This window comes from Polaromonas sp. JS666 (genome assembly GCF_900103405.1).
In the GTDB taxonomy this organism is placed as follows: Bacteria; Pseudomonadota; Gammaproteobacteria; order Burkholderiales; family Burkholderiaceae_C; genus Polaromonas.
The window spans coordinates 13,224-25,539 of record NZ_FNHX01000003.1; the positions used below are offsets into that span (position 1 = coordinate 13,224).

At 64.8% G+C, this 12,316-nt stretch carries 12 protein-coding genes; 11 read left to right on the forward strand and 1 reads right to left on the reverse strand.

Annotated features, from left to right (window positions below):
• Positions 1-122 precede the first annotated feature (122 nt).
• From BLQ85_RS08340 to BLQ85_RS08370, 8 genes are all read left to right on the forward strand, one after another.
• Positions 123-956, forward strand: a complete 834-nt coding sequence (locus BLQ85_RS08340; RefSeq protein ID WP_074575891.1) for an aldo/keto reductase — start codon at positions 123-125, stop codon at positions 954-956.
• A 157-nt stretch (positions 957-1,113) separates the two neighbouring features.
• Positions 1,114-2,076, forward strand: coding sequence for a Bug family tripartite tricarboxylate transporter substrate binding protein (locus tag BLQ85_RS08345; protein WP_074575892.1), 963 nt, complete (start codon positions 1,114-1,116; stop codon positions 2,074-2,076).
• A 143-nt stretch (positions 2,077-2,219) separates the two neighbouring features.
• Positions 2,220-2,957, forward strand: a complete 738-nt coding sequence (locus BLQ85_RS08350) for a GntR family transcriptional regulator (RefSeq protein WP_074575893.1) — start codon at positions 2,220-2,222, stop codon at positions 2,955-2,957.
• 46 nt (positions 2,958-3,003) lie between these two features.
• Positions 3,004-4,032, forward strand: coding sequence for a tripartite tricarboxylate transporter substrate binding protein (locus BLQ85_RS08355; protein WP_074575894.1), 1,029 nt, complete (start codon positions 3,004-3,006; stop codon positions 4,030-4,032).
• Positions 4,033-4,035: 3 nt separating this feature from the next.
• Complete coding sequence (locus BLQ85_RS08360) at positions 4,036-4,869, forward strand: amidohydrolase family protein (protein ID WP_074575895.1); 834 nt, start codon at positions 4,036-4,038, stop codon at positions 4,867-4,869.
• 74 nt (positions 4,870-4,943) lie between these two features.
• Positions 4,944-5,105 (forward strand): hypothetical protein, encoded by a 162-nt coding sequence (locus tag BLQ85_RS24560; RefSeq protein WP_007863796.1) that lies wholly within the window; start codon positions 4,944-4,946, stop codon positions 5,103-5,105.
• Positions 5,106-5,316: 211 nt separating this feature from the next.
• Positions 5,317-6,318, forward strand: a complete 1,002-nt coding sequence (locus BLQ85_RS08365) for a hypothetical protein (protein ID WP_139200927.1) — start codon at positions 5,317-5,319, stop codon at positions 6,316-6,318.
• A complete protein-coding gene (locus BLQ85_RS08370) occupies positions 6,315-7,358 on the forward strand; it encodes a hypothetical protein (RefSeq protein WP_074575896.1) in 1,044 nt (347 codons plus the stop codon). Before BLQ85_RS08365 ends, BLQ85_RS08370 begins: the two co-directional genes overlap by 4 nt.
• Before the next feature lie 26 nt (positions 7,359-7,384).
• On the opposite strand, the gene BLQ85_RS08375 is transcribed toward BLQ85_RS08370, so the two are convergent.
• Entirely contained in the window at positions 7,385-8,413 is a 1,029-nt protein-coding gene (locus BLQ85_RS08375; protein ID WP_074575897.1) for a LacI family DNA-binding transcriptional regulator, read from the reverse strand.
• 398 nt (positions 8,414-8,811) lie between these two features.
• On the opposite strand from BLQ85_RS08375, the gene BLQ85_RS08380 reads away from it, so the two are divergent.
• The 3 genes from BLQ85_RS08380 to BLQ85_RS08390 all read left to right on the forward strand — a co-directional run bounded on the left by BLQ85_RS08380 (position 8,812) and on the right by BLQ85_RS08390 (position 12,311).
• Positions 8,812-10,101 carry an ABC transporter substrate-binding protein gene (locus BLQ85_RS08380; protein WP_254806383.1) on the forward strand — a complete coding sequence of 430 codons (1,290 nt, stop codon included), beginning with the start codon at positions 8,812-8,814 and terminating at the stop codon, positions 10,099-10,101.
• Positions 10,102-10,245: 144 nt separating this feature from the next.
• A complete protein-coding gene (locus BLQ85_RS08385; protein WP_083336788.1) occupies positions 10,246-11,235 on the forward strand; it encodes a carbohydrate ABC transporter permease in 990 nt (329 codons plus the stop codon).
• 20 nt (positions 11,236-11,255) lie between these two features.
• Positions 11,256-12,311 (forward strand): carbohydrate ABC transporter permease, encoded by a 1,056-nt coding sequence (locus BLQ85_RS08390; protein ID WP_074575899.1) that lies wholly within the window; start codon positions 11,256-11,258, stop codon positions 12,309-12,311.
• The last annotated feature ends 5 nt before the right edge of the window (positions 12,312-12,316 follow it).

Here is a 12,316-nt window from a genome sequence, read left to right on the forward strand (position 1 = left end):
CGTGGCGCAATGAAAGCCACGCCATGCTACGTCGCGGGGCCGCCGCAAACATGAATTCTTCGGTGTGGATTGATTCCGTATCCGCATCACTGACATGAGCGGCCGAGAGCTAAGATGACCGCATGAAAACCGTATTGCTGCCCGGTGGCGAAGCCGTTCCCGCCCTCGGAATGGGCACCTGGAACATGGGCGATGCGCCATCGCGCCGCGCCGACGAACTCGCGACCTTGCAGCTGGGCCTGGACCTGGGCTGCACGCTGGTCGACACCGCGGAAATGTATGGCGAAGGCCTGTCCGAGGAACTGGTCGGCGAAGCGCTGCAAGGCCGGCGCGACGAAGCCTTTGTCGTGAGCAAGGTGTATCCGCACAATGCGTCGAAGGCCAGCATGGTGGCGGCCTGCGAGCGCAGCCTGCGCCGCTTGCGCACCGACCGCATAGACCTTTATTTGCTGCACTGGCGCGGCTCGGTGCCGCTGGCCGAAACCCTGCAGGCTTTCATGGCGCTGCAAAAGGCCGGCAAGATCAGGCACTACGGCATCAGCAACCTGGACATTGCGGACATGAAAGAGCTGTGGGCCTTGCCCGGCGGCAAGGACGTGCAGGCCAACCAGCTGCTCTACAACCTCACGCGGCGCGGCATCGAATGGGACTTGCTGCCCTGGCTGCGCGAGCGCCGCGTGCCGGTGATGGCCTATTCTCCGATTGAGCAGGCGCGCCTCTTGCGCCATGCGGGCCTGGCCCGCTTTGCCAAAAGCCACGGCATGACGCCCTCCCAGGCAGCGCTGGCCTGGCTGCTGGCGCAGCAAGGCGTGATCGCGATCCCCAAGACCAGCCACTCGGACCGCTTGCGCGAGAACGTTGCGGCGGCCGGCATTCAACTCAGTGGCGGACAACTGGCTGAGCTGGACGCCTTGTTCAAGCCCCCGGCGGGCCCTGCGGCGCTTGAAATGCTCTAGGCCCATCGCCGGACGCGAGGCCGGCCCCCGCGGATCACGGTCCATCCAGGCCTTGTATAGACAGGTCGGCGAATAAAATCGAGAGTCAAAAACCGGCTGCACGCGGGGTGCCCATCTTGGCCTTATGCTTGCAAGCCCCATCTGGAGACCTTCCCCCATGCTTCGCAAAATCCTGTCCTTTCTGGCCCTCGCGTTCGTGCTCTGCGCCGCGCAGGCCCAGAGTTATCCCACCAAGCCCATTCGCCTGATCGTGCCTTTCCCGCCCGGCGGCGGCACCGACATCCTGTCGCGCCTGGTGGCCACCAAACTCACGGAGGCCAGCAAGTGGACGGTGGTGCCCGACAACCGCGGCGGCGCGGGCGGCACCATAGGCATTGCCGAAGCCGTGCGCGCCGCGCCCACGGGCTACGACATGGTCATGGGCCAGAAGGACAACCTGGTCGTCGCGCCCTGGCTCTATAAAAACCTGAGCTACGACCCGACCAGGGACCTGGTGGCCGTGGCCCACGTGGCCTACACGCCGGTGGTCATCGTCACGGGCGTGCAGTCGCGCTTCAAGACCCTGGCCGACGTGGTGGCGGCCGCCAAGGCCGCGCCCGACAGCGTGACCTACGGCTCGCCCGGCAACGGCACCACCATCCACCTGGCCGGCGAAATCTTCAACGGCGCCGCCAATATCAAGCTGCGCCACGTGCCCTACAAGGGCTCCAACCCGGCCATGATGGACGTGCTGGCCGGCAATGTGGACCTGATGGTGTCCTCGCTGCCCTCGGCCATCGCCCAGATCAAGTCGGGCAAGCTGCGCCCGCTGGCCGTCACTTCGGCGCGCCGCAGCACCTCGCTGCCCGAAGTGCCCACCGTGGCCGAGCTGGGCTACAAGGACTTTGACGTCAGCACCTGGTACGGCCTCTTCATGCCGGCCGGCACGCCCAAGGACATCGTGGCCACCGTCAATGCTGAGGTCAACAAGCTGCTGGCCACGGCCGACATGAAAGCCGCCATCCACGCCCAGGGCGCCGAGGTGCAGAACATGACGCCCGAGCAGTTCTCCAGCCTGCTCAAGACCGACTACCTGAAATGGAAGAGCATCGTGCAGGCTTCCGGCGCAACCATCGAATAAGCGCGTTTTCAGGCTTGCTTCCCGCATAAGGCGGCGCCCAGACGGGCGCCGCTTTTTTTTGACCGCAGTGCTACGTGTAAACCCTAGGAGGCTGAAGCTTTGCTACATGACATGATCTAGTCATCTATAGGACTAGATCAATCATGAGTGCCCCCACCCTGACCGTGGTGCCCGAGCCGGGCCAGAGCCGTTATGCCGCGCTGGCCGCCGCCTTGCGGACGCGCGTGGTGGCGGGCGAATGGCCGCCGGGCAGCGCGCTGCCGGCCGAGCAGACCCTGGCCGCCCAGCACGGCGTGGCGCTGGGCACGCTGCGCCGCGCGCTGGAACTGCTGGCCAGCCAGGGCCTGATTGAGCGCATCCATGGCCGCGGTACCTTTGTGCGCGCCGGCCTGGCGGGCGACACCATGATGCGTTTCTTCCGCTTCGGCGAGGGCACGGGCGAGGTGCCGGTCTCGCGCATCGTGTCGCGCCAGCTGCTGATCGCGCCCGCCGAGGTGGCGCGCCGCCTGGGCCTGGCGCCCGGTGACACGGCGCTGCGCCTGCAACGTGTGCGCTCGCTGTCGGGTCACCCCTGTGTTTATGAGGAAATCTGGCTGCCACTGGCCTTGTTCGCCGGGCTTGCCGAGGGGGATGCCGCCAGCTGGGGCGATCTGCTTTACCCCATGTTTGCCGAACGCTGCGGCGTGCGCGTGGCCCGCGCGATCGATGAAATCGCCTTCGGCGTGCTGACCGCGGCGCAGGCCGGGCACCTGGCCCTGTCGGCCGGCCACCCCTGCGCGCTGGTCACGCGCAGCGCCTACGACCTGGCCGGCCGCTGCGTGGAAGTGCGCCACACGCGCGGCGATGCCCATGCCTTTCACTACACCGTCACCATCACCTGAACGCGTTCTTGCGCGTCCTTGAACCATCCCTGAAACCGGAGAAACCATGCCAGCCAAAACCCATCACCCCGCACCCGCGGCCCGGCCGCTGAACCGCTCGCGCCGCCTCATGCTGCAGGCCACGGGCGCGGCCGTTGCCGCACCCTGGGCTTTTGCCGCCAGCGCGGCCGGCCAGATCGCCGGCGGCAAGCCGATCACGCTGGTTGTGTCTTACGCCGCGGGCGGCGGGGCCGACCTGATGGCGCGCCTGATCGCGCCGCGCCTGGCGGAATTCCTGGGCCAGCCCGTGCTGGTGGACAACAAGCCCGGCGCTGGCGGCCAGATCGCCGCCACCCAGGTGGCGCGCGCCACGCCCGACGGCACGCAGCTGCTGGTCGATGCCTCGTCCTTCGCAGTCAACCCCGCGCTCTATCCCAAGCTGCCCTACGACGTCGACACGGCCTTCGCGCCGCTGGCCGTGCTCGCGCAGTTTCCCAATGTGCTGGTCTGCACGCCCGGCTTTGAGGCCAAAAGCGTCAAGGACCTGATACGCATGGCCAAGGCCAAACCCGGGCAGATCGCCTATGCCTCTTCGGGCAACGGTTCGGCCCAGCACCTGGCCGGCGCGCTGTTCGAGGACTTGGCCGGCGTCAAGCTGGTGCATGTGCCCTACCGCGGCGGCGGCCCGGCCATGAACGACGTGATGGCCGGCCAGGTGCCGCTGTTCTTCGCCAACGTGGCCTCGTCGCTGGGGCAGATCCAGTCGGGCCGGCTGCGCCCCCTGGCGGTGACCAGCCGGCGCCGCACGCGCTCGCTGCCCGACATGCCGACCATGGAAGAAGCCGGCGTGCCGGCCTACGAGGTGCTCGAATGGAACCCGGTGCTGGCGCCGGCCGGCCTGGACGCCAAATCGAAGGCCGCGCTGGTCGCGGCCATCCGCAAGACCATGGCCGACCCCGAGGTGCTGGGCCGCATCCGCAGCCTGAGCGGCGAGGTCTTCCCCGACGGCCCCGAAGCGCTGACCGTGGCCTTTCTCAAGGCCCAGCAGCTCAAATGGGGCCGCATCATCAAAGACCGCAAGATCACCGCTGGATAAAACATGCGGCATGCAGCGATAGCCCCGGTGGCGCCCGGCTGGGACAGCCACGTGCATGTGTTCGATGCCCAGGCGCCCGTGGCCGCGGGCCACTACCGCCCTGTGCACCGGCCGCTGGCCGACATTGAGGAACTGGCCCAGGCCTACGGCTTCGGCCACCTGGTGCTGGTGCAGCCCAGCGTCTACGGCACCGACAACAGCGTGCTGCTCGGCGCGCTGCGCGCCGGCCGGGGCCGGCACCGCGGCGTGGTGGTGCTGCCGCCCTCGGTGGACGACGCGACGCTGGCCGACATGCATGCGCTGGGCGTGCGCGGCGTGCGTTTTAACCTGGTGTCGCCCGTCGGCGACAGCCTGAAAGCGGCGCAGGGCGGCGCGGCGGAGCGCTTCCAGGCCCTGGCGCCGCGCCTGCGCGCCCTGGGCTGGCATGTGCAGTGGTACGCCTCGCCCGAGGACCTGCCGGCGATCGCGGCCCTGCATGCCGCCCACCCGGTGCCCGCGGTGCTGGACCATCTCGCGGGCATGCACGCGGGGATTGGGCCCGGCCACCCGGCCTGGCGCGCGCTGGAGCAGCTCACGGCCCAGGATGCCTGGGTCAAGCTTTCGGGCTGGTACCGCCTGGGCGCGCAGGCGCCGTATGAGGCGCTTTATGACGTGGTCCGGCGAATGGCGGCGCTGTTCGGCCGGCGCCTGGTCTGGGGCTCCGACTGGCCGCATACCGCTTTCGCGCCCGATGCACTGCCGGCCTATGCCAGCACCTGGGAGCCCGTGTCGCGCGCGCTGACAACGGTTCAAAAGCAATGCGCCCGGGAGCAGGCGCCGGCCGCCCTGTACGGCTGATCGCCCCCTGGGGCGGCCCCGAGCCCGGAGTGGCTTAAAATCACGGGCTACGCCATTTTTAACCGGAGTTCTCCATGCCCAAGAAAATCAGAGTCGAAGCCGACATCTGCGCCCCAAAGCCAGTCCCTCCCAAGGGCTACACCATCACCACCGGCCGTGGCCAGAAGATCAGCCTGGAGCGTGGTTCGCACACCCGCAGCAAAAAGAACCCAGGCAAGCGTCCCCACCAGGGTTGAGCCGGTTTTACTGATGCGGCCCCAGAGGCTGCGTCCAAAAAAGCGCCCCCTCAGGGCGCTTTTTTCATGGTCCAGAGGTGACGCTCGATGAGTTTGGCTCAAATACCGGTCAATTCAGAGAAAAGATCTGGACTTGCAGTAGAAACGCCTCTTGACGGGAATCGGCCTTGATTTCTAATCGCCTTTGAAATCATCGGAGGGGATTAAAAAAATGTTGCCCAGAATTGCAGTGTTCCTGGCCCTGGGGTTGGGATGTTTTTCCATTTCAAGCGCCCAGCCGCTTGCAAACCCGATTGCAACAAGGCAGATAGGAACGCCGAACGCATTCCCGATGGCGATCTACAAAAACATCAAAGTGCAGGATTTGAATCAAATCCTGACTGATTCGTTTGTGGAATCCGGCTTCACCCTGCTTGCCGCAAAAAAAGACGCAGACAGTGCCACGGTCTTCCGGTTTTCTTATCCCGTGGACAAGAATGGCAAATACGGCGTTGTGATTTTTGGATTCAAGGTAGATGGCACCGTTGTCAATGGCCGGTGCATGAACTGTTTTTTGCGATGGGGAAAAATACAGGACGAAACGGACATCGGGAAATTTCCATGGATGGTCCAGTACGACCTGAGCAGCAGGCTCTACCCGGACATTGACCAGGCGTATTCGTCCATCAAAAACAAATCCCTGAACTACCTGGATCCCCAGCGCGGGTTTGATTACAAAAACGCATGGGGCGGAGAGCGTAATCGCTGGACTTACGACAACTCCTATGTCAAGGTCAAACTGCCGGATCTGAAGCGGGAGTGGGTCCGCGCCCTCACTGATTCCGGTTTCATCCTGTTACGCGACAGCAATCCTGCCGCCGATGCCTCTGATTCTGTTGTGGATTTTTCATTTCCCATCGACAGCGATAAACCCGGTGGGGTGGTTTATTCCATTCAATTCCGGAGCCAGTTTGATGCCGATGGGCTTTGCTACCCTTGTGAAGCCAGCCCGTGGTATGACCCCTACCAGACGTTGCCGCCCGCTGGTTTGTCTGCCATGCCCGGCAGGCTGACGCTGGCTTCGCGGTTTGAGGCCGGCCTCAACAGCGCATACGAGCAGATCAAGGCGTCGACGGAACGCAATCTTCGGCCAAGAACCCAATTCACCCGACCGCCAAAATACGTTCCACCTGGCTCTCCGCGGCCGCCTCCAGTCCCTATGGTTGTGACATGAACCTGCACTGGTCGGTCGATACCGCCAATCACGGCCCACTCCTCTACGGACCGTGGTTTGACAGGCTGTTTCTCTTTGGCACGGTCGGCATTGCGCTGGTCCTGGGCGCTTTGGCGATGATCTCGCCGGCGATGTTTTTGGCGGTAGTGCTGGTCGACGTCTGGCTGTTCGCCAGCCCCCACGTCATTGCCACCTACACCCGCATCGGGTTTGACAAAGCCCATGTCAAAAAGCACTGGTTCCTGATTTTTGGTTTGCCGCCCATCGTGCTTGTCGGGGTCACGATGGTCGCGCTGGCCTATGAGCTGGGCGGCCTGTTCACCCTGTACTTCATTGCGCAGACCTACCATGTCACCCGGCAGTCGTTCGGCATTGCAAGGGCGTACAGAAGGGCCGACCCGCAGGCCACGGGCCCGGATCGTTTGTCGGAAAGCCTGATCTATCTCTTCCCGCTTTGGGGCTTGATGCACCGGTGTACAACGGCCCCTGAATTCTTTTATAGCTACCCCATCTATCTTCCAGCCGTTGACGCCGCACTGGCTGACGCAACAGGCATAGTCGCGGTCCTTGCCGCCGCATGGTGGGCGTATCGGCAGATACGCCTTGCGCTGGCGGGGCGGCTTAACGCAAGGCACAGCCTGTTTGTGGCATCGCACCTGCTTGTCATCAGCGTGGCCTACCTGTGGGTCACGGACATCACGTCAGGGTGGCTGGTGGTCAATATCTGGCACAACCTGCAATACCTGCTGTTTGTCTGGCTGCAGAATGTCCGTCGCGATGCGCAACGGCCAGGTGCGGCCTGCGAGCGGTCCATTCACGGCCAAGACCTCGAGCGACTGACGAGGCCGCTAAGGAGTGCGGGTAAATACCTCGCACTGTGTTTGGTGGTGGGGGCGGCCATGTACCAGGCACTGTCGGTGGCCGGCCAGCAACTGGTCTGGCTGGGACTGCCCACCGTGTTCATCCTGCATTTCACCGTGAATTTCCACCACTACCTGGTAGACGGCGTGATCTGGAAAAGACCTAAACCCGGCGCGTGACGCATCCGGCGCGGGCCCGGCCGGTTTCAGCGCTCGAGCGCAGCCGCCATGCGGTGCGGCATGAGGCGTTCGCGTGGCGCCGCGCCGCCCCACAGGCTCAGCATCAGGTCCACGATGACCGGTCCGAAATCCTGGTGCGGAATTTCGACCGAGGTGAGCCACGGGGCGAGCCAGGCATTGATCGGGTTGCCGTCGATGCCGACCAGCTCGCAGTCGCCGGGCACCCGGATCCCGCTCTCGCGGGCCACGCGGTGCAGCCCATAGGCGACCTGGTCGCTGATGCACATCGCGCCACGCGGCCAGGCACCGGGCGCCGCGAACTGGGCCGCGGCGGCGTAGCCGATTTCCAGGTGCGAGATGCCGGGGGCCTCCACCCGGCGGATCCGGTCGGCTGACAAGCCCCTGGCGACGGCCCGCTCGCAAAAGCCCTGCACGCGTTCCCGGGTCGTGGACGATCCGCGCGACGGAAATACCACGGCCGGCGCGTCGATGCCGCGGTCGAGCAGGTAGTCTGCGGCGGCGGCGCCGGCCGCCAGGTTGTCAGGCCCCACGAAGGCGCAGGTGCCGAACGGGCTGCGCCGGCTCACGAAGACCATGGGCGCACCGCGCTCCACGAAGTCGCGCAGGCCGTCACTGGGCTGCGCCGCGACCATCACGTAGCCCTGCACGACCTGCGAACGCATGGCGTTGAGATAGTCGTCCTGCAGCTCAGGCCGGTCGTGCGTGTCGCACAGGATCATGGTGTAGCCGGCCTCGCGCAGCGCGGCCTCGGTGGAGGCGGCCAGCGTGGCCATCACCGGGTTGTCAAGGTTGGCGGCCAGCATCGCGACCAGGCGGCTCTCACGGCTGCGTAGCGCGCGCCCCAGCTGGTTCGGGTGGTAGCCCACGGTCTTGATCGCCTCGCGCACGCGCGCCAGCGTTTCCGGCGAAGCCCGCCGGGTTTCGCCGTTCACGATGCGCGAGACGGTGGAGATGGAGACGCCGGCCTGCACGGCGACTTCGCTCAGCGAAACCGGGCCGACGCCCTTGCGCCTGCGCGGGGTGTCGTCGGTCATCGCTGCGGGCGGCAGGCCTGCCGGGTCTGGGCGCCGCAGCGAATGTTGGGTTGGCGCGAAGGCCGGTCATGCGGCTGGCGAGGCGGGAGTCCGGCGAGTGGAAAGCGAGGCATCGATGGGGCGTATTGTGGGAAAACAAAGGGCGACGGCGGCCGGCCGACCGGCGGCGCGGCCGGTGCATGCCAGCAACTACATATAACCGAGAAAGCCGCCACAGACAAGTATGGCAAACGATTGCCAATCGTTGGCAAACGTTTGCCATAATAGCCCAAAGCCGACAACAATCGCAAGACGACGGCACAAGAAGACATGGTTTTCACCTCGCCGGCCGCCGGCGCGCATTCCTGAAGCCGACGACCGATCGGCCCCACCTTCCTTTTTTCCAGAAAGAGACAAACATGAACTTCCAGCTTCGTTCTCTCGCCAGGCACGCCATGCGCGCCGGCCTCCTGGGCGCCGCCGTCGCCACGCTGGGCACCAGCGCCTTCGCCGACATCCGTGTCATGTGCTACCAGGACGGCAATGAATGTGATGTCACGGCCGACCTGATCAAGCGCTATGAAGCCCAGAACGCCGGCGCCAAGGTGATCCTTGACGTGGTGCCCTACAAGACCGTGGTTGAGCAGCTGCCCGTGCAGCTCGCGGCCGGCCAGGGCCCCGACATCGCGCGAGTCGCCGAGATCGGCGGCCTGTCGAAGAACTACATCGACATCAGCGCCTATGTGAAGGACCGCAAGTACTGGGAAGACAACTTCGGCAGCACCTTGCCCTGGATGCGCAACAAGGCGGGCGACAAGGGCATTTACGGTTTCCTGTCGCAGATGACCATGACCGGCCCCTTCGTCAACAAGACCTTGTTCGAGCAGGCCAAGGTGCCCATGCCCGGCCCCAAGGCCACCTGGGAAGAGTGGGCCGATGCGGCGCGCAAGGTGGCCAAGGCCACGCAGACCCCGGCCGCCATGGCCTGGGACCGCTCGGGCCACCGCTTCGCGGGCCCGGCCGTCAGCTACGGCGCGAAGATCTTCGACGCCAAGGGCAACCTCACGGTTGATGCGGGCTACAAGACCGCCGTGGGCAAGTTCGTCGGCTGGCACAAGGACGGCACCATGCTCAAGGACGTCTGGGGCGGCTCGGGCGGCTCCAGCTATGCCGATGCCGTGGGTGAATTCAAGAACGGCCGTGTGGTGATGATCCTGTCGGGTTCATGGCAGATCAACCGCATGCAAAAGGAAATCGGCAATGCCTTCGACTGGGTCGCCGTGCCCAACCCTTGCGGCCCCGCGGCCTGCTCGGGCATGCCCGGCGGCGCGGCCTGGGTGGCGCTCAAGACCACCAAGTCTCCCAAGGAGGTCGGCCGCTTCCTGGACTTCATGGCGCAGGAAGCCAATGTCGCTGAATTCGCGTCGCGCACCAACACCATTCCGGCCCACGCCGGGGTGGCCAAGCGGGGCCTGGCGTACACCAGTGCGGGCCCGGCCGCCAAGGCGGCGCTGACCGTCTTTACCAACGGCACTGGCACCATCGCGGCCCCGGCCTACGCGCTGCAGGGCTACAAGTACAACCGCGCCCTGATGCTGCCGACCGTGACCCGCGTCACCCAGGCCATCGTGGGGGAAATCAGCGTGGATGAGGCCGTGACCAAGATCGGCACCGACATGGCCGAGGCGGTCAAACAAGCTGAGAAGTAGGCACACCCCCGTGGCGCGCACTGCGTGCGCGCCTCCCCCCTTGCAGGGGGCGACAGCTGCGGCCCGGCAAAGCCGGTTCCGCGCTGTCACTGGCATAAGGCCGGGGCGTAGCGAGTGCCCTTGGGACAGTAGATCGGAGTCGGTATGTCAGTCTTTTCGGCCTTTCTGGGCTTTTTGTTCAACCTGTTCGAGCCGGTTTTCCGGCTGGGCCAGAAATGGCTGGGCGCATCGCGCATAGGCTGGCTTTTTGTCGGGCCCAACCTGGTGATCATCAGCATCTTCACCTTTTTGCCCATCGTGGTGAACCTGGTGTATGCGGTGACCGGCGGGGTGAACCTGCTGCCCACACAGCGGCCTTTCACGGGGCTGGAGAATTTCGCCATCCTGCTCGAATGCCGCGACTATGCGGACCTGCAGACTTGCCGCACCGACATCTTCTGGCGCTCCATTGCCAACACGGTCAAGTTCAGCCTGATCCAGGTGGCCTTGATGGTGTTTTTCTCGCTGGCCACGGCCCTGGTGCTGAACCGAAAAATCATAGGCCGCGGTTTTTGGCGCGGCGTGTTCTTCTACCCGGTGCTGCTGTCGCCGGTGGTGGTGGCGCTGATCTGGAAATGGCTGCTGCAAAGCCAGGGCGTGTTCAATGCCGGCTTGGTGGCCATGGGCGGCTCGCCCATGGACTGGCTGCTGGACAGGCACTGGGCCTTCTTCTGGGTGGTGGTGGTGTCGATCTGGGCCCACATGGGTTTTTACACGCTGATCCTGCTGGCCGGCCTGCAGGCCATTCCGAAAGACGTGTATGAAGCCGCCGAGATGGATGCCGCGCCGCCCTGGCGCGTGCTCAGGCGCATCACGCTGCCGCTGCTCATGCCCAACCTGATCGTGGTGCTCGTGCTGGTGATGATCCGCGCGGTGCAGAGTTTTGACGAGGTCTTTGTGCTCACCGGCGGCGGCCCGGGCTCGGCCACCACCTTTATCGTGCAGTACATCTACCAGACCGGCTTTGCCGAGCAGATCCATCTCTACGGCCTGGCGGCAGCGGCCTCGCTGATCCTGGCCGCCGGCCTGATGGCCCTGACGCTTGCGCAGCTGCGACTGTCCAAAGCCGGTGAGGCCGGCAAGACCAAAAAATAACCCAGAAATAGGAAACGGTGATGGCAAATTTCTTCACCCGCACCAAGGGCCGCAAATACGGCGGTACCCACCTGCATTGGACCGACTGGGTCTCTTACGCCTACCTGCTGGCCGGCCTGATCGTGATGTTCGGCCCGGTGCTCTGGCTGGTGATGTCGTCCTTCAAGACTGAAAGCGCGCTGAGCCAGTTCCCGCCGACCTTTCTGCCCTACAGCCAGAAGGAAGTGGTGGTGGCCGGTTACGACAAGCCCCTGCCGCTGTTCCAGGCCAGGGACGAACAGGGCAAGACCCGCGAGCTGGCCCAGGTGCGCCGCATAGGCCTGGTCGCCACCATGGTCGACCCTGCGGCGCCGCAGACCGAGCTGCGCGTCAACATCAATGACCGCAAGCCGGTCAATGAACTTAAATTCGCCGGCGGCAACTACACCGAGCTGTTCGGCAAGTTCGCCTTCGGCACCTATTTGTGGAACAGCGTGTTCATCACCGTGGTGGCCACCCTGCTCACGCTGCTGTTCAACTCCATGGCGGCCTTCGCGCTGTCCAAGTACCAGTTCACCGGGCAGAAAACGGTCTTCGTGCTGATCATCGCCACGCTGATGATCCCGCCCACCATCATCCTGGTGCCGGCCTTCCTGGTGATCTCGGAACTGAACCTGCTCAACAACCTCTGGGGCGTGATCCTGCCCGCGGTGGCCACGCCCACCGGCGTGTTCCTGCTGCGCCAGTACATGCTGACCATTCCCGACGAGCTGCTGGAAGCCGCGCGCATGGACAACGCCAGCGAGTGGCGCATCTACTGGAAGATCATCCTGCCGCTGGCCGCGCCGGCCATGGCGGTGCTGGCCATCTTCTCTTTCATGTGGCGCTGGAACGATTTCCTCTGGCCGCTGATCGTGCTGTCCAAATCTGAGCACTTCACCCTGCAGCTCGCGCTCAACGCCTTCCAGGGCGAACTCAACACGCAGTGGCATTACCTGCTGGCGATGACCGTGATCACCTTGATCCCGATCACCCTGGTCTTCGCCTTCCTGCAGAAATACATCGCCACCGGCATTGCCAGTGCCGGCGTCAAATAAACCGA

Coding starts and splice junctions, on each gene's coding strand:
- BLQ85_RS08370 (WP_074575896.1), top strand. CDS start 6,315: ATGAACCTGCACTGGTCGGTCGATACCGCCAATCACGGCCCACTCCTC.
- BLQ85_RS08360 (WP_074575895.1), top strand. CDS start 4,036: ATGCGGCATGCAGCGATAGCCCCGGTGGCGCCCGGCTGGGACAGCCAC.
- BLQ85_RS08345 (WP_074575892.1), top strand. CDS start 1,114: ATGCTTCGCAAAATCCTGTCCTTTCTGGCCCTCGCGTTCGTGCTCTGC.
- BLQ85_RS08385 (WP_083336788.1), top strand. CDS start 10,246: ATGTCAGTCTTTTCGGCCTTTCTGGGCTTTTTGTTCAACCTGTTCGAG.
- BLQ85_RS08380 (WP_254806383.1), top strand. CDS start 8,812: ATGAACTTCCAGCTTCGTTCTCTCGCCAGGCACGCCATGCGCGCCGGC.
- BLQ85_RS08390 (WP_074575899.1), top strand. CDS start 11,256: ATGGCAAATTTCTTCACCCGCACCAAGGGCCGCAAATACGGCGGTACC.
- BLQ85_RS08355 (WP_074575894.1), top strand. CDS start 3,004: ATGCCAGCCAAAACCCATCACCCCGCACCCGCGGCCCGGCCGCTGAAC.
- BLQ85_RS08350 (WP_074575893.1), top strand. CDS start 2,220: ATGAGTGCCCCCACCCTGACCGTGGTGCCCGAGCCGGGCCAGAGCCGT.
- BLQ85_RS08340 (WP_074575891.1), top strand. CDS start 123: ATGAAAACCGTATTGCTGCCCGGTGGCGAAGCCGTTCCCGCCCTCGGA.
- BLQ85_RS08375 (WP_074575897.1), bottom strand. CDS start 8,413: ATGACCGACGACACCCCGCGCAGGCGCAAGGGCGTCGGCCCGGTTTCG.
- BLQ85_RS24560 (WP_007863796.1), top strand. CDS start 4,944: ATGCCCAAGAAAATCAGAGTCGAAGCCGACATCTGCGCCCCAAAGCCA.
- BLQ85_RS08365 (WP_139200927.1), top strand. CDS start 5,317: ATGTTGCCCAGAATTGCAGTGTTCCTGGCCCTGGGGTTGGGATGTTTT.